Consider the following 16,321-nt stretch of genomic DNA (forward strand, 5'->3'; position numbering starts at 1 on the left):
CCTCCTTCTGTTTGGCTACTAACTTACAAAAATCACCTTTACTAATTGTAGCACTACTTTAGGAAATTGGTATAAGAGCGGTTTGACTGTTTACGTGATGCGACCCTTAGATGTCCTACGCCTTGCATCCTAACCGCCTTGGCGGTTGCTATAACTGACATTACAGCTAAACCTCAAGAACAACAAGAAGAACCGCCCAATAAAGGTGACGGGCGGAAATAGTCGATCGCGCGGAATGACAGGGCACCATAAGGTAAAGAAACCGGGTTTTTTGACTCTTATTGAAGGTTTTAAGCAAATATTTTGGTTAAACAACCCGGTTTCTAGCTACCCGCGCGTCAAAGAAATAACTTGACAAATTATTCGGTTTGTGTAGTGCCGTTGTTCGATCGCAAGTTCGGCTTTCCCGGCTTTCCACGGAGGCCGTTTAAAGAAACCACATCAGCCTCAGAACTCTCCCTCGCCACCCGAATCAGCAACCCGGACAACAACAAACTCGCCAACATCGAAGAACCCCCGTAACTAAAAAACGGCAGCGGCAAACCCGTAGTCGGCAAAACCCCCGTCGCCACCCCAATATTCAGCAGCGACTGTCCCACCATCACCACCATCACCCCAATCGCCACCAACTGACTCTCACTATTTCGAGCCTTCATCGCTACCCTCAACGCCACAGTAGAGTAAGCCGCCAACATCAGCAACAGCGAGAAACCTCCCACCAAGCCAAACTCCTCAGCAAACACAGCAAAAATAAAATCGCTGTACTGAATAGGCAAATAAAATAACTTTTGCTGGGACATCCCCAAACCCACACCCCAGATACCCCCAGAACCGACAGCCAGAAGACTTTGAATCAACTGATAGCCGTCTTGCATCGGATCTGCCCAAGGATTGAGGAAAGACATAATCCGGCGGCGCTGGTATTCCCTAAAACTAATACTTAAAACGGCTAAAAGCATTCCCCCCATAGCCGTTGCGCCCAACTGCAAGTAAGGCAAGCCCGCAGCCAAAGCCACCAACCACAAAGTCATCCCGCACAAAGCCGTGGTACTTAAATTCGGCTGCAACAAAATTCCCAACAGCATTGCACCGAAAATTAACAGCCAAGTTAACCGAACTTTATTCGTCAACCGGGACCAGTTGCCGAAAATGCGGGCGCTTTGGAGAACAAAAAACGGCTTGATCAACTCAGAAGGTTGAATAATCGGAACCGGGCCCAGAGATATCCAGCGAGTCGCCCCGTTGATTGTGGTTCCCACTCCCGGAACTAAGGTCAACCAGAGCAATCCCAGCAGCAACAAAACACCTAACTGAGATGTTTTCATGATGTAGCGCAGTGGGGAGTACACCATCAAGTTAAAGCCGGCCAGCCCGATCGCCACTGCGACTAGCTGTCGTTTAAAATAATAAAGGCCGTCTCCAAATTCATAATTTGCAATGGGATAGGAAGCCGAAAACAATGCTGTCAGCCCTACAAACAGCCACAGAAAAGTCAGCCACCTCAGCCACCGAGCCTCAGCGGCCCATTGAGACGCGCTGGGGTCAAAAAAGGGAATCAAGCGTCGAATGTCATTAGCCATAGGATTTTAGAATGATCTCCATAAACTCTAACAAAGATGGCTAAAGTACCAGATTGGTTATTTTACGCATTAATCTGCTCGCTATTATATGGTTTGTGGGGATTTTTTGGCAATTTAGCGACTAAATATATTGACTACAAAACTGCTTTTGTTTATGAAGCAATTGGCGCTATTTTAACTACTTTATTTATTATTTTCCACACTAATAATTTTAGTTTTGAGGGAGATGTTAGGGGAATTTTGTTTGCGATGGTAGTTGGCGTTTCTGGCACTGTGGCATCATTAGTATTTTTTATAGCCCTTGGTAAAGGTGAAGTTGCCAATGTAGTGAGTGTTACTTCTATCTACCCGCTGATTACTATATTATTATCGTCTTTATTCTTGAAAGAGGCTATTACATTACCACAAATGCTTGCTGTTTTGTTAGCCATAATCGCAGTTATACTTTCTGCTTATTGAAATATTTGTCAATGATTAGATTAACAACGCTGGACATTCTTCCTTTAAAATAACAAACAAAAAAGAGGTCGATGCGACCTCTTACCCCTCTACTAATCCAGCTTCGGCTCTTAAAGCAGGCCTGTATTAGCTCCGGGCTTACCGGTAGCCAGTTGCACTTTAATAATTCTGCCGCCCATTTTCATAATTCTTTGCTGTTCCCGGAACCAGTTGTCGTAAGGAACCAGCTTAGTAAAATAGGTATTTTGCAATTCGCGCTGAGTGCGGATGCGAGTTTGACTGGGGACGCAAGCAGTCACCTTAAACATTCTCATGGGAAACTAACTCCTGAGTAGGTTTACAGATTATTAGATGGATTTTTTAAAGATTGAAGGCAGGGAGTTAGGAGTCAAAACTAGCTCGTTAAAACTCGTCGGGCTTTCTCGACAAGCCTTTGACGGTCTAGCAATCACTCTCAACTTCCCTGACCTCTTTTCAAAGCCAAAGGTAACAAGTCCAAAGTTAAAAGTTAAAAGAGGCAAGAAATAAATGTTATTTCTTCTTCTTTCTTCCTTCTTCCTTCTTCCTTCTTCCTGAGTCTTAGCTCAAGCCAGAGCAGATGTAGTCGAAATAGACGCCCATTTCTTTACCAGCGTCAGAACCGACCAAACCAGCGGTGACTTCTTTCATTGCTTGGATTGCTTGTACGGTAGAACCGATGGGCACGCCCAAGGAGTTGTAGGTTTCTTTCAAACCGTTGAGCACGCGCTCATCGAGGATGGAAGGGTCGCCAGCTAGCATAGCGTAGGTGGCGTAGCGGAGGTAGTAGTCCAAGTCGCGGATGCAAGCTGCATAACGACGAGTGGTGTACATATTGCCGCCGGGACGAGTCACGTCAGAGTACAACAGAGACTTAGCAACTGCTTCTTTGACGATTGTGGCTGCATTGGCGCTGATGGCTGTAGCGGCGCGGACGCGCAGTTCGCCAGAAGCAAAGTAGTTCTTGAGCTTGTCTAGAGCGCTGATGTCCAGGTACTTACCTTGAACGTCAGAGGAATTGATAACGGCGGTAATTGCGTCTTGCATGGTTGTCTTGTTTCCTAGAAAGTGGCTGAGTCAGTCCAATTTTGGAGCTAGAATTTGGAATTTGGGATTTGAGATTTGAGATTTTTAACTGGCTGGTTATTTGCAAAAGCTTTTAACTTGTTGCCGGCAACCTCCAATTTTTTAATCTAAAATCGAAAACCTAAAATCGAAATTCCTTACTGCATCGCACCGATAACGTAGTCGAAGTAAGAGGAAGCTTCGGAAGCGTCTTCTCCAGACAGCAGCGAGCTTGCTGCACTTTTCATAGCGCGAATGCCTTCGGCGACGCCTTCAATCGGGGTGCCGAGAGATTTGTACATTTCGCGGACGCCGACAATACCGATTTCTTCGATCGGAGTAATGTCGCCAGCTACGATTCCGTAGGTGATCAAACGCAGGTAGTAATCCATGTCGCGCAAGCAAGTTGCGGTCATTTCTTCGCCGTAAGCGTTGCCGCCGGGAGAAACAATATCAGGGCGCTTTTGGAAAAGTTGGTCGCCTGCTTGCTTGACGATGCGTTCGCGGGATTCGCTCAAAATTTGGGCGATGCGGACGCGGCGTTCACCAGAGGTGACAAAGCTCTTGATCCGATCTAATTCACCTGGGCTCAAGTAGCGAGCTTCGGCGTCTGCGTTGACGATTGATTTGGTGACGATACTCATCTTGTGTGTACCCGCTGGATATTTTGCTATATGAACTGCTCTGCGCTGGGCTAGCGAAGGCGGGCGCTTGCGTCCCGTATCTTTCCTGCTCAGGCAGGAGCTTTGACCGGGAAGGCTGGACTTTCCACACTCAGCAACTGTTGAAGTTGTTGGCGGGTGACTGCCTTCGGTGCTTAACGGCGCTCGTTCTTCACGCCGGTGCGGTTGTGAGTGCTCGCACTAAGCCTGTCGCTTACAATACCACAAATGACTGATGCGATCTTTAATTTACGATCGAGATTGCAGCAGGCCACTTAGTGGCGATCGAGTGACTGTCCGGCAGTTAGTAAGGATATTGCTTCTCTGACACAACTACCTCTCGCAAGTATTTTGAGGCATTATGTTCACATTCTGAGTGTTACTGTAATAGTTTGTAACATTCCTTTTCATATTTGGGCCCTCGCTAGGGTGTTCTGCGTTAAAATTTCACGGACAAAAAATCGCTATAATTCCCTCGCAGCAAGGGTTACAGGCGAGAGATTATTAAGGGGGATTTGTGGCGGGCGACGGCGCAACGCTCAAAGACTTTTCCCTGAGAGGGAAGGGAGACAGGCCGGAGATAGAGGAGGAGATGTGCGATCGTCTCACATCTTGCACCATTCTCAATAAGTCGTGGACGGGCGGGATATCTTGCCCAATGCGTGTCAACTTAAGGTAAAACCGATAGTCCGTCAGGGGTTGAAACCCCTGCCTCAAAGCGAAAGTCCTCTAAAAGAGGACTAATGAATGATTCAGTCCTCTTTTAGAGGACTTTCGCTATTAGACAGGGAATTCATTCCCTGGCGGACTGCCGGGTGAGCGGGAGGACTGGCGGACTAAAAGCTTAAGTTGACACCAATGTTTCCTACCCAACCCCTACTCCCTACAACAAAACTCACTCTTTGTATTTGTGGAACAGGCCCGATCGCCTGTTCTTGATAATGGTGCAAGATATCAGATCGTCGGAAATCGTAACTTTCGAGCTTGTAGCTAGATTTGACTCTCACTTTTAATCTGGTGCGCCGTGAAAAGAAATCTATCAGCCCTTAAAAAAGCTTTACAGTTTGGCATTAGCGGTGCTGTCGGCGGTTTCGCCGGCAATCTAATCACCGAACCTTTCATGCAGGGGCTCACTGGTTCGGAATCTGTTTTTGACAGTGTATTGTCCACAGCTCGCTGGTTTGGATTGGTAGGCGGTGGCATTGCTACTGCTATCATGTTCGGCTATTATTACTATATCAAAGGCAAGCCTCAAGTTAAACAGGCTTTAAAAAATGGCGGATTGTTTGGTTTAATAGCAGGAGCGATTTCTGGGGCGATCGCAGAAGGTATTTACAGCGGAATTGGCGACGGAAACAACGAATTATTGCGAGTAATTTGCTGGGGAATAGCTGGCAGTTTGTTAGGACTTGGACTTGCACAGCGGATTCCTAATTTGGGAGCGCTTCGCGGCACGGGAGGCGGCGGTGTTGGAGGAGTTTTGGGCGGCTGTTTGTTTATTCTGTTTGCTTACAATTTATCCGGTACTGCGGGCCGTTTAGCTGGCTGTGCTGCGATCGGTTTTTGGATTGGAATTATGCTAGTTGTAGCCGAAACTTTGTTCAACAAAGCTTGGCTGGTAATTAGTTACGATACCGGAGCAAATCGCACTCTCACTCTGGGATCGGAACCGATCACTTTTGGCAGTGATGAAAATTTGTCTATTATCTGCATTCCTAATGTTTCGCCCTTGGCCATGCGGTTTCAATTGGAAGCAGGTCAAATTGTTTGCGAGAATGTTGATAGTGGGGCGGTGAGTTATTTGCGATCGGGCGACCAAAAGAAAATCGGCAACTGTACAATTACAGTAGGAAACTCTGACTTGCCAGCCCCGACACCAGCAAATATTCCGCCTACCTTTATATCAGATCAGCCCGCAGTAAATTCTTTTACCAGCAGCCAACTTTCTCTGAAATTAGGCAGTCGAGTTATTCCTCTGAGTGCGGGAACTCAACTATTCAACTCTGACATACCGAGTTTAACAGCCGCAGCCTCTAACGGTCTTGTAGCTATAGTTACTTCTCGATCGAGAAACGAGCTTTCGTTAGGATTGACCAATTTGTGCGATCGCGCTTGGTGGGCTACAGACATTCAAGGCGATATAAAAATGGTAGAACCTGAAAGTACCCTGACTTTGGCATTGGGAACTAAAATCGAATTCGGTGAAATGGACGGCGAAATTGTGTAAGTAAGCGAGTACAAACTGACATATTGCACCATTGTCAATAAGCCTTTCATGGGCGGGCAGGATGCCCACCCCACAAGAAAATTTACTCTTTGTGGAACGGGCATCTTGCCCGTTCTTAACGGGATCTCCGGCCCACCCCACAAGAAAATTTACTCTTTGTGGAACGGGCATCTTGCCCGTTCTTAACAATAATTCAAGCAGAACTGCCACTAACTCCATTAATTACCGCCGCACCAATCAAATGAGCTAAACGCAAAGCTTCAGGAACTTTTCCAGTGTCTGTCAAACGCTGAAGCACCAGCGCAATTACTTCTGGTTTTTCGCCGCAAACTTGAAAAAAGAAAGGTTCAAAAGCGTAAATTTTACCAGCGCGGCGCAACAATTCTAAACGGTATTCCGAGTCTGGTAAATGGCGGAGGGCTTTTTCAACAGCAGCTAAATCTGGTTGGCGGCGCATGACAGCAACGCAAGGAATTTGCAGCCGCGATGCTAACTCGGGAAGGTCAATAATATTGAAGCCACCGAAAGCAATTCCGTCTAGCAAAACGAGATGCAATTGCGGCAGAAATTTGCCTCCGAGGAGTAGGCCAGAAATAGCATCCGTAGCATCTAATCCGTCGGGGAAAACTTGTCCCCACACCATTCCTTCAAATCGAGTTCCCCCGCAGACTATGCCCGCGATCGACACCAGACTGCCGCTTGTACGAGAAAACGGAGCGTCGTCAAAGCCAATAACCTTAATTGTGCGATCGAGCCTCAGCAAATCTGCCAGTTTCAACTTGGGGAATTCCGTAAGCTAAAGTTTTTGATATTAATTTGACTTCTAGATACAGTATCATATACGTTAAAGACCTCATTACTAAAAATATTTTAGACAATTGGTAAAAAAATACGTAGCAGCGATCGACCAAGGAACCACCAGCACCAGATTTATCATATTCGATCGCCAGGGACAGATAATTTGCAGCAACCAACAAGAACACCAGCAAATCTATCCGCAACCAGGATGGGTTGAACACAATCCCGAGGAAATTTGGCAGCGCACCCAAAGCGTGATTAAAAATGCCCTCGAAATCGGCAATATCGACCCGAAAAATATTGCGGCCCTCGGTATTACCAACCAGCGCGAAACTGCAATTGTTTGGAACAGAAAAACTGGCAAGCCTTACGGCAATGCGATTGTTTGGCAAGATACCCGCACTCGCTTTATTTGCGATCAATTAGCTGAAGTTAAGGGCAAAGATCGATTTCAAAAACGATGCGGTTTGCCGCTGGCAACTTATTTCAGCGGGCCGAAAATTAAGTGGATGCTGGACAATATTCCAGGATTGCGGGAAGCTGCAAATCAAGGGGATGCTATTTTTGGCAATGTCGATACTTTTCTGATTTGGCACCTGACTGGCGGCGCGCACATTACCGATGTTACCAACGCCAGCCGCACGATGCTGATGGATTTGCAAACCCTCGATTGGGATGCCGAAACTTTGGAAATAATGGCAATTCCCCGCCAGATGCTGCCAGAAATTCGCCCTTCGAGTCAAGTTTTTGGAACTGCAAAAGGATTGCTTGCAGGTGTTCCAATTGCTGCTGCTTTGGGCGATCAGCAGGCCGCTCTCGTCGGGCAAACTTGTTTCAGTCCCGGGGAGGCAAAAAATACTTACGGCACGGGCTGTTTTATGCTGCTGAATACTGGTGAGGCGATCGTCCCTTCAAAAAACGGGTTGCTGACAACAGTCGCCTACAAGATGGGGGAATCGCCCGCTGTGTATGCTTTGGAAGGCAGTATTGCGATCGCCGGAGCTTTAGTGCAGTGGCTGCGGGACAATTTGGGTATCATCAACACATCTGCGGAAGTAGAAACATTAGCAAATACAGTCGAAGATAGCGGCGGAGTTTACGTTGTTCCGGCCTTTTCGGGACTCTACGCGCCTTATTGGAAAGACAGCGCCCGGGGAGTAATTGCAGGTTTAACTCGCTACGCGACTAAGGCACACATTGCCCGCGCAGTATTGGAAGCGACAGCGTGGCAAACGCGGGAAATATTGGATGCGATGAATCAGGATTCAGCAGTGCAGCTTTTGTCTTTAAAAGTAGACGGAGGTATGGTGGGAAATCACACGCTGATGCAGTTTCAGAGCGATGTTTTGGGAGTGCCTGTGGTGCGGCCTGTGGTAGCAGAAACTACTGCACTCGGTGCGGCTTATGCGGCCGGTTTGGCGGTAGGTTTTTGGAGTCAGCTAGCCGAATTGCGCGACAATTGGGCGGTGGATTGTACTTGGGAACCGAAAATGCCGATCGCACTTCGCGAGCAAAAATATCGCTTTTGGAAAAAAGCAGTTTCCCGCACTTTCGATTGGGAAGAATGAATAGCTGAGTTAACCCGAAAATCCGTATTTAGTGATATCATTAAATCCAGCACTATTTTTCAAGTTGCAAATAGATGATTTCGCTAAAGAACTTAAAAAAAATTCTCGCCGCATTTGTATTGATACTGACACTGGCATTTGTAGAAATCGCTGCTAATTCCCAAATCGCCCTCGCAGATACAGCTACAAATCCCGCAACCGCAGCCGAAGTCTTCAGCGCCAACTGTGCAGGCTGTCACATCAACGGCGGCAACATTATCAGGCGCGGCAAAAACTTGAAACAAAAAGCTTTAAAAAAATACGGCATGGATTCCATCGCCAACATTTCCAACTTAGTAACCAATGGCCAAGGTATTATGCCCGCTTACAAAGATCGTTTGTCGGAACAACAAATTATCGATGTTTCAGCTTACGTGCTATCCCAAGCTGAAACCGATTGGAAATAGCACCTCGGTAGATTATTTATAGCTTAGGCAATCTTGCCACAGACATCAGATATTTCTTTATCGCAGGTTGAAGCGCGAACAGAGTTTCACTTTCGGCTTGGACTGTTTCAATTAGCGATCGCCTTAAAAGCGATTCCAGCGCCTTCAGCAATTCTGAATCCCGATCTTGCTGAATATTTGAGTACAAATTTTCACACCCAACAGGCTTGACTTCTTTCGTCATACTGTGTAATAACTGAATTTCTAATGCTGATAAGCGATGAAACTGCCGAGATAACGTATCGCTATAATCTCCCAGCAACGGCCCATGTCTTAAAAAGTTAGCAATGCTTCCGCCAAACATATCATTAATAGTTGTTGTTACTATTTTTAACGCTAAAGGATTGCCGCTGTAAGCCTCTATTAATTCTGAGTATTGACCTTCTTCAGACAAACCCTTATTTTTAAATATTTCCACTGCCGCTTGTCCCAAACTACCCAATCTTAATGACCGTACAGATTGATTTTCACCTTCTAACGCTGCAATTTCTTTAGGTTTTTCACAGCTAGTCAACACTAAGCAACTTTGATGCTGCAATTCTCCTACTTGTTTCAGAAGTTCCCCATATGCTTCATACCCTTTTCGATAGTTTCCTGTTAACTGCCTAGTGCAGAAAACAGCTTCCCACCCATCTAAAATTATCAAGCATCGATGCTTTTGTAAACAGTGAATCAGGCGCTGGATCGCCTCAGCGATGATTGTCGGTTCTATTGCATTTGTGGAAGCAATTAGACTGTCCCGAAAAAATTCAAGCGGCGCTGGAAAAAAGTTTTTTTTAGAGTGACTAACTAACCGCAATTTCTCTAAATCGCTTAGCGGTTGATCGGATAAACATTCGATTAAATTTCCCAGAGTATATGCCAATAGAGGTGAATGACTGAGGTTGAGCCAAATCGAACACTCAAACTGGTATTTAATCATATTTATTAGCTTAGATGCTAAAGCAGTTTTGCCAATGCCACCCATACCCAATATAGCAACTAAGCGAGAGTTTTCCTGTAAAATCCATTGCCTTAAGTTACCAAGTTCTGTTGTACGTCCGTAGAAAATAGACGTATCTACCCCCAGCCCCCATTCAGTTCGATTTTCGATGGAAAATTGGGGAGTTGGGGCAGAATTTATCAATGTAGAATGCAATGTTTCTCCGCTACTCTTTTGTTTATAACCACATCTTTCTAGCATACTGGGGATTTCTTTCCAGTCTTTGGGTTGTTGCAGCGTCAAAACTTCTATGTAGCGATACAGCCCTCTTGATAAATCTACTCTAATACCCGTGCATTCACGATGGAGTGCGACGGCAATTTCCGACGGACTATAATTGCAAAGCAATCCTCGCAGGTACGTTTTTTCTAAAGGGGTGAGTCGCTGCTTTCTACTGGTAACATATTCTTGCTTGGCCGCTGTCAAGTCTGCATATAACTGTGGGAGATTCCAGCCAGCCTCAGCTTCTATAAACTTCAGTGCTGGTATTTGTAAAGGTTTATTTCGCTGTGTGTCATGTATATTCATAATAAGTAAACACCCCGTCAACTGGATTATTGTCTGATTTTGAAGAACTGGTATTACTTAGCGATCGCACCTTACCCTTATACTCCCACAGGGCTTACGCATAGACAACGTAATTCTGTGGTAGCTACCTCATCGGTCTAACTACGAGTTATACCGAAACTTTCTGTATAATATGCGAAATTGAGTACATAGGCGGACTAATTTTATAATAACACTTAGGATAGTTTTCAATCGCTAACTATACAATCAGGGTTTCAGGCTTTCATCAAGCCCCCATACAAACGGTAGAATAGCATTCTTAGGCTCTCATTCAATATTTTAAAGATAAATTTTGTTTAATTACCGCTAAGTATTGTTAATTAAATTTAAATAAATAATTTTAATTTTGTGTAGTTCTCAGAAAAATACCTAATAAAAATACTAATAGCTGTTAGGTGACTTATCGGTATTGAGTGTTTTATAAATGTAGAAGGCAGGATTTTATAACACCTGCTATCCGAAAAGTTAAGAGGACAGCTTAAATGGCATCAGTTCAAGTGACAAATCAGTTAACTGCAACTGACAAAAATATCCCGACTCCTAATCCTGGCGATGGTTCTGCAAGAACTCGCGCTAAAGATTACCTCTTAGACGTAGAGTTAGTTAATCAGCCTATATCTATTGATCTTTTTAAAGATCTGAGCACTAGCTTCGACCCTTACGTGCAAGTCTTTCAGGTACCCAATGGCAGCATGGGTGCGAATGTCGCTGATGGGGCTCTTCTTGTTGCTCAGGATGATGATAGCGGCGGCTTCCCAAACCCAAAAATAGCGGGTTTTGGTACCCAATACTTCAATGGTGCTTCTAACCCGCTTACAAGTGTGCCTGGTGTGGACTATGTAGTCCGCGTGACTAGCTATAATACGTTAACCGAACTTCCTCAGCCTTTCACATTACAGGTTTCAACTCCCAGTGGCAGTGTGACCTTGAAAGACCCTATAACAGGTGCGAATGTAAATCAAGCAGGCAGTAGTGGCATTCCCGTCGCGCGTTTCTTTGACAAGACGGCAGGAGGGCATTTTTATACTACAGACCCAATAGAGAAAAGTGACCGACTAACCAACCCTTCTCGTTTCCAGAGTGAAGGCGATGAATTTGTTGCTCCAGGCGACGGTAACGCAAAGGTTCAACGCTTCTTAAATACGGCATCAGGAACCTATTTCTTTACGAATAAACCTGGTGAGATACAGTTTGTTCGCACCTTACCCCAGTTCCGCGATCAGGGGGAGGTTTTCAATTCATATAGCACGGCAGTTCCGGGTGCAATACCCATCTATCGTTTTACCAACCTGGCGAGGGAACGGGAAAATTCGCAAAATATTACACACTTTTTCACAGCAAGCGCAGAGCAGCGGCGGGCGGTACAGGGGAGGTCAGATTTCCGGGATGAGGGGGTTGCTTTTTATGCTCTTCCCGCCTAAGCAGGCAGTTGGATTCATCTAGGTTTAAAATGAGTAGTAGGGTGCGTGCGACGCACCCTACTTTTTTATCTATTAAACTTTTGGGTAACAAGCGATATTTTGGTCATCCTATGAACAATCTCAGTACAAAACCTTCCCTCTTCAAGGCTTTAACTGTAATTAGCTTGTGTTTGTATCTAATCTTAGCGGTTAGCCCGCCTGCTTTCGCCTCGATTCACAAATATCCAGAAACTGCGGAGACAGTAATGTTCCGATCCGTACAAAGCCTGCGTGATACAGATGACAAAGCATGGCAAGTTGTTTTGTACAAGCGAGTCAAGTCGGGAGTAGTAAAGTCTTTAAATCTGAGATTAGTAGGATTTCCCGGAACAGAATTGCAGCACCCGTTTCCGCTGAAAGTTGCGGCGGGCAAGCGCGAAATTGGCAATGCTAATGATATTTGGAACGAGTCTGGTTTGCCAATTAATGTCGGAGAATACGATTTCAAATCAATAATTACACAATTGGAAAGTAATCGACCTTTGCTGTTGAATTTTCCCGTAAAAAATCAAAAAGAAACAGAATTGCTGGTTCCTCCTTTTGCTGTCAGAGAATGGCGGCTGTTGTTAGACAGAAACTAAATATACCAATTTAAACGCACTCTACATTTAAAATCGATACAATTTCCAATGTCACAAATCGCTGTGTTGAAATTATGCCTTAAGGGAGATTTAAGGTAAGGGAAGAATAATATACTCTGGCAAAAACTAAATAGATCAATTTAATCGCACTCTACATTTAAAGTCCCTACAGTTTCCTGGATGTATCCAAAATAACTTTATTTACATACACCTTAAGGTAGATTTAACCTATTTGAAGTGTAATTATGAAACAAACTAAAACCTGAGTTAGTCGGGTGACAAAACTTCAGTGTTTTAATGTAGGTGTATTCAGGGTGAATCTAGTATGACTTTAATCAGTAAAATTGTCCGAAAAGCTTTGGCAACAGGTTGCTTAACGGTTGAGGCAGAAGAACAGTTGCGACAGCAGTTGCAGATGACTAAGTACGGTTTAGAAGATTTTGAGGCTTTTATTACTTTGCAAAAAGAGGTGATGGAAGGTAGGGTGAAACAGCAAGCTTTGGAGTTGTTACGATCGCGCAGATGTTCTGTGACGGCTTGAATCCCGTTCGATCGACCTTTTGGATAAAATAAGGTCGATCGACCTTCGTATGTCGATCTGCCTTTCGGGCGCGGACTCCCGGGCCCACCCCACAAGAAAATTCTGTCTTTGTGGAACAGGCCGGAAAGCCTGTTCATAAAAATGATACGCCAAGCCTGGAAAAAGGTTTCTACTGCATTCCTAGCTGTCGCCTTAACGCTTCTGGAACACCAACGGCTGTATCCAAACCTCGAACATTCTCCCAGTTTGTGTCTTCATCCCATCGGATATATCCCAAAGTGTGATCGCCGAGGTTTGCGCCGCTGAGGTTTGCGCCACTGAGGTCTGCGCCGCTGAGGTCTGCGCGGCAGAGGTCTGCGCCGCTAAGGTCTGCGCGGCAGAGGTTTGCGCGGCAGAGGTCTGCGCCGCTGAAGTCTGCGTCGCTGAGGTCTGCGCCTATGAGGTCTGCGCGGCTGAGGTTTGCGCGGCTGAGGTTTGCGTCCCAGAGGTTTGCGCCGCTGAGGTTTGCGCCGCTGAGGTTTGCGCCGCTGAGGTTTGCGCTGCTGAGGTCTGCACCGCTGAGGTCTGCGCTGCTGAGGTTTGCGCCGCTGAGGTCTGCACTGTTGAGGTATGCGCTGCTGAGGTTTGCGCCACTTAGGTCTGCGTCAATGAGATATGCGTCGCTGAGTTCTGCGCCGTTGAGGTTTGCGCCACAGAGTTTTGCGCCGTCGAGGTCTGCGCCACAGAGTTCTGCGCCGCCAAGGTTTGCGCCGCTGAGGTGTGCGCCACTGAGGAATGTCCCAACTGTTTGGAGAAAGCCAACATACCCAACACAACAGCTATAACCGATGAGACGCAACAACCGACTTGCATCGTCAAGTTTACCTTCAGCATTAGGTTCCCCACAAGGATAAAACATTATTTTGTCTTTTAATTCATCTCTCTGCTGACCGTAACGATGCAACTCCAACAGCAAAATCATCACATTCAAACCAGCATAAATATCTATTTGTCGCTGCCCCAATTTTTGAGTTTTCAATAGTTGTTCGGGCAGCAGCCTCATCTTCTTCTGAGGCAAACTTTCCGGCAGCATATCAATAAATTCCCCCTCGCACCACCGCTGATAAAAATATTCCAGACGCTGGAATAACTCCACAAAGCCAAACTGACTTGCTTGCCTTGCACCAGCCGGAGTTGTTAACAACCCCATCAAATATTCCACAATTTCTTCTGTCAGCGGCCCATAACCCAACAAATCATAAATCTCCCAGTCCATATCATCGTCTTTAGTATTAAATTCTTTACCTTTCTTTCGCGTTTCCGTCCAATCTTCCAGACTTTCTTTCAACCGTTCCGCACACAGAAATTCACCAAAACTCTTGTGTACAAACTCCACAGAACCTTCTTTACTGCCTTGCTGAAGATAAAAAACCGCCAAAGCATTTCTCAGAGGATTATCATTGTTAATCCGTTCTCGTGCTTTTTCAAGTAATGATTTAACCGAGTTATCTGCTTTCAATCGTTTTTCAATCATCGTTACAGGAGCGCATTCCCCTCCCGACTGCACCACGCACAACCCTGCTTCTGTCAGGATGCGCCGCAAACCCTCTGTTTCGAGTCCTGTCAAATCTTGATTGAGCCTCTTATTGAAGTTGTCAGACCGCTGTTTTATGAGTACCCAATTTACAGCTTGGTTGTAAATTAAAATTTTTGCTTGAGTGCTGTTAGTTCCTTGAAAATTCTCAACTTTCAACTCTCCATCTCGGTGCATCGCTGCTAACAGATAAAGCAAGAGCGGTTCTCGCGCCAAGTCTGATTTGACCTGCTCTGGACAACATTTATCTTGCAAAAAATGCTGAAACGCTGAGCTGGTTTCTTCCCCTAATTGTGTTTCCCACTTGCTCAACCACTGCTGCTGTAGCCCGTCATCCATTACCTGAATTTCGACTCGCTCCAGATTATCCGGCATTTGCCTTTCAATCCCTTGCAAAGCTAAAGTTCTCCCAGTAATCAAAACCCGGTGTCCCATTTCCGAATTCTGAGCGCAGTCCCACTGAAATTGTCCTACTTGCTTGAGAAATTGCTCTAAACCGCCGCTACTTCTCCCCTCCATCAGCAACTCGTCAAAGCCATCCAAGAAAAACAAATATCGCGTGTTTCTATCTGTCAACCAGCCGTCATCGCTAGCAAAACCAGCATTAACTGCTTCTTTGAGTGTTTCTCGAAAACTCTTTTGCAATATGGGAATATCTCGCAGTCGAATTAACACGGGAGTCCAAACTGGATGCAAATGTTGCCGCACCCAGTCAGCAAACATCCGACAAAAAACGCTCTTGCCGCGTCCTGGTCCAGCTTCGACAAACATTACTTGATTTTCTTTTTTGCCATCCTCAAGCAATTTTTTTGCCCAACTTGCTAAATCGAAATGTTCTGTATTTTTAACACGATTGCCCTTTTTATCAATTGGCTTTGCCTTCAGAGGCACGTAGACATCCTTGAATGAGAAATTTTCTGAAAATACAGGTTCTAGAGGTAGAGAGGCAATCTGTTCTTGCAGGTATTTGTCAATGCTTTGATATTTCTCTTGTTCCTCCCGCCATTCTCTGATAGAAGGCTGTCCGAGATGTTTCATGGCATCGCCGGAAACTGCCCAAGCTTCGATTAAATAGCGGTGAGTATTAGCAGCAACTCTCTTTGTCAAAATATGAGCTTCATCGGCATTTAGTCCTGCTTGTTGTAGCCGTTCTGACAGCACTACGTTAAATTCCGTGGCTAACATCGAATCGCGGAAGCAAATAACAGTTTCTTTGGCTGCTTTATCGTTAAATTCTAAATCTGCCAATTTTTCAAGCAACTGCTTAACTCCATCCGAAACCGGAGTTTTCCCGATGCGATTTAACACATTCTCGTCTTCTTCAAGAAAATCCTTAAAACTTTCCAGATAAGCCGCCTGACTGACGAGGAAAATGCACTCAGCTAAAGTCGGCTGCATTTGAGTTTTTTCGATAAAAAATGCCAGCATTTTCCCCGCCATCCCGATAAATGGCAATCCAGTTCCCACAACTTGAGCTAAGGGAGAGTTCAAAACCTCTAGCAGCAAGTTGCTATTGTCCAGCCCTTGTTCTTTGAACATTTTTGCCAATTCGGCGGCTGTTTTCCCAGCTTCTCCGATTCCCTCCGCTGCTTCGGCGGAAAACAGTTCTTTGATATCACTATTTAAGAATTTGCCGATGCGATTTGCCATTTTTACCTGCCCTGTTTCAGAAGAGAGAATCCGAGAAAATCTACATTTAACTCTGTAAGCATTCCGTAGTTCGTCGCCACAAATCTGTTCTCAAACTAACAATTA

At 45.4% G+C, this 16,321-nt stretch carries 14 protein-coding genes; 7 read left to right on the forward strand and 7 right to left on the reverse strand.

Annotated elements, in window-relative coordinates:
• Positions 1-359 precede the first annotated feature (359 nt).
• A complete protein-coding gene (locus tag QUB14_RS23230; protein WP_333219377.1) occupies positions 360-1,580 on the reverse strand; it encodes an FtsW/RodA/SpoVE family cell cycle protein in 1,221 nt (406 codons plus the stop codon).
• Positions 1,581-1,616: 36 nt separating this feature from the next.
• On the opposite strand from QUB14_RS23230, the gene QUB14_RS23235 reads away from it, so the two are divergent.
• Positions 1,617-2,039 carry an EamA family transporter gene (locus QUB14_RS23235; RefSeq protein WP_333185679.1) on the forward strand — a complete coding sequence of 141 codons (423 nt, stop codon included), beginning with the start codon at positions 1,617-1,619 and terminating at the stop codon, positions 2,037-2,039.
• Between the two features lie 110 nt (positions 2,040-2,149).
• Here QUB14_RS23235 and QUB14_RS23240 read toward each other — a convergent pair whose 3' ends face one another.
• The 3 genes from QUB14_RS23240 to apcA form a co-directional block, all read right to left on the reverse strand.
• Positions 2,150-2,353 carry a phycobilisome linker polypeptide gene (locus QUB14_RS23240; RefSeq protein ID WP_006634929.1) on the reverse strand — a complete coding sequence of 68 codons (204 nt, stop codon included), beginning with the start codon at positions 2,351-2,353 and terminating at the stop codon, positions 2,150-2,152.
• Positions 2,354-2,618: 265 nt separating this feature from the next.
• Positions 2,619-3,104, reverse strand: coding sequence for an allophycocyanin subunit beta (gene apcB, locus QUB14_RS23245; RefSeq protein WP_006634930.1), 486 nt, complete (start codon positions 3,102-3,104; stop codon positions 2,619-2,621).
• A 176-nt stretch (positions 3,105-3,280) separates the two neighbouring features.
• Positions 3,281-3,766 (reverse strand): allophycocyanin subunit alpha, encoded by a 486-nt coding sequence (gene apcA, locus QUB14_RS23250; RefSeq protein ID WP_006634931.1) that lies wholly within the window; start codon positions 3,764-3,766, stop codon positions 3,281-3,283.
• 1,042 nt (positions 3,767-4,808) lie between these two features.
• On the opposite strand from apcA, the gene QUB14_RS23255 reads away from it, so the two are divergent.
• Complete coding sequence (locus QUB14_RS23255) at positions 4,809-6,011, forward strand: hypothetical protein (protein WP_333219379.1); 1,203 nt, start codon at positions 4,809-4,811, stop codon at positions 6,009-6,011.
• A 193-nt stretch (positions 6,012-6,204) separates the two neighbouring features.
• Here the strand turns inward: QUB14_RS23255 and QUB14_RS23260 are convergent, their stop codons facing one another.
• Complete coding sequence (locus QUB14_RS23260) at positions 6,205-6,789, reverse strand: endonuclease dU (protein WP_333219381.1); 585 nt, start codon at positions 6,787-6,789, stop codon at positions 6,205-6,207.
• Positions 6,790-6,889: 100 nt separating this feature from the next.
• On the opposite strand from QUB14_RS23260, the gene glpK reads away from it, so the two are divergent.
• Entirely contained in the window at positions 6,890-8,377 is a 1,488-nt protein-coding gene (gene glpK, locus QUB14_RS23265) for a glycerol kinase GlpK (RefSeq protein ID WP_333219383.1), read from the forward strand.
• Positions 8,378-8,451: 74 nt separating this feature from the next.
• Positions 8,452-8,823, forward strand: coding sequence for a c-type cytochrome (locus QUB14_RS23270; protein WP_333219385.1), 372 nt, complete (start codon positions 8,452-8,454; stop codon positions 8,821-8,823).
• Positions 8,824-8,839: 16 nt separating this feature from the next.
• Here the strand turns inward: QUB14_RS23270 and QUB14_RS23275 are convergent, their stop codons facing one another.
• Entirely contained in the window at positions 8,840-10,372 is a 1,533-nt protein-coding gene (locus QUB14_RS23275) for an NB-ARC domain-containing protein (protein WP_333219387.1), read from the reverse strand.
• A gap of 521 nt (positions 10,373-10,893) precedes the next feature.
• Between QUB14_RS23275 and QUB14_RS23280 the strand changes: the two genes are divergently transcribed.
• The 3 genes from QUB14_RS23280 (at position 10,894) to QUB14_RS23290 (ending at position 12,993) form a co-directional block, all read left to right on the forward strand.
• Positions 10,894-11,832 (forward strand): hypothetical protein, encoded by a 939-nt coding sequence (locus QUB14_RS23280; protein ID WP_333219389.1) that lies wholly within the window; start codon positions 10,894-10,896, stop codon positions 11,830-11,832.
• 110 nt (positions 11,833-11,942) lie between these two features.
• The gene (locus QUB14_RS23285) at positions 11,943-12,452 is read left to right on the forward strand and encodes a DUF3122 domain-containing protein (RefSeq protein ID WP_333219391.1); all 510 of its coding nucleotides are present in this window, start codon (positions 11,943-11,945) and stop codon (positions 12,450-12,452) included.
• A gap of 325 nt (positions 12,453-12,777) precedes the next feature.
• Positions 12,778-12,993 (forward strand): hypothetical protein, encoded by a 216-nt coding sequence (locus QUB14_RS23290; protein WP_333219393.1) that lies wholly within the window; start codon positions 12,778-12,780, stop codon positions 12,991-12,993.
• Positions 12,994-13,162: 169 nt separating this feature from the next.
• Here QUB14_RS23290 and QUB14_RS23295 read toward each other — a convergent pair whose 3' ends face one another.
• Positions 13,163-16,216, reverse strand: coding sequence for a pentapeptide repeat-containing protein (locus tag QUB14_RS23295; RefSeq protein WP_333219395.1), 3,054 nt, complete (start codon positions 16,214-16,216; stop codon positions 13,163-13,165).
• Between the last annotated feature and the right edge of the window lie 105 nt (positions 16,217-16,321).

Source organism: Microcoleus sp. B3-D2, from assembly GCF_036705345.1.
GTDB lineage: Bacteria > Cyanobacteriota > Cyanobacteriia > Cyanobacteriales > Microcoleaceae > Microcoleus.

Excerpts from the sequence above, each read along its gene's own strand:
- QUB14_RS23240 (WP_006634929.1), bottom strand. The coding sequence starts at position 2,353 with ATGAGAATGTTTAAGGTGACTGCTTGCGTCCCCAGTCAAACTCGCATC.
- apcA (WP_006634931.1), bottom strand. The coding sequence starts at position 3,766 with ATGAGTATCGTCACCAAATCAATCGTCAACGCAGACGCCGAAGCTCGC.
- QUB14_RS23285 (WP_333219391.1), top strand. The coding sequence starts at position 11,943 with ATGAACAATCTCAGTACAAAACCTTCCCTCTTCAAGGCTTTAACTGTA.
- QUB14_RS23290 (WP_333219393.1), top strand. The coding sequence starts at position 12,778 with ATGACTTTAATCAGTAAAATTGTCCGAAAAGCTTTGGCAACAGGTTGC.
- QUB14_RS23230 (WP_333219377.1), bottom strand. The coding sequence starts at position 1,580 with ATGGCTAATGACATTCGACGCTTGATTCCCTTTTTTGACCCCAGCGCG.
- QUB14_RS23270 (WP_333219385.1), top strand. The coding sequence starts at position 8,452 with ATGATTTCGCTAAAGAACTTAAAAAAAATTCTCGCCGCATTTGTATTG.
- QUB14_RS23280 (WP_333219389.1), top strand. The coding sequence starts at position 10,894 with ATGGCATCAGTTCAAGTGACAAATCAGTTAACTGCAACTGACAAAAAT.
- QUB14_RS23275 (WP_333219387.1), bottom strand. The coding sequence starts at position 10,372 with ATGAATATACATGACACACAGCGAAATAAACCTTTACAAATACCAGCA.
- QUB14_RS23235 (WP_333185679.1), top strand. The coding sequence starts at position 1,617 with ATGGCTAAAGTACCAGATTGGTTATTTTACGCATTAATCTGCTCGCTA.
- apcB (WP_006634930.1), bottom strand. The coding sequence starts at position 3,104 with ATGCAAGACGCAATTACCGCCGTTATCAATTCCTCTGACGTTCAAGGT.
- QUB14_RS23295 (WP_333219395.1), bottom strand. The coding sequence starts at position 16,216 with ATGGCAAATCGCATCGGCAAATTCTTAAATAGTGATATCAAAGAACTG.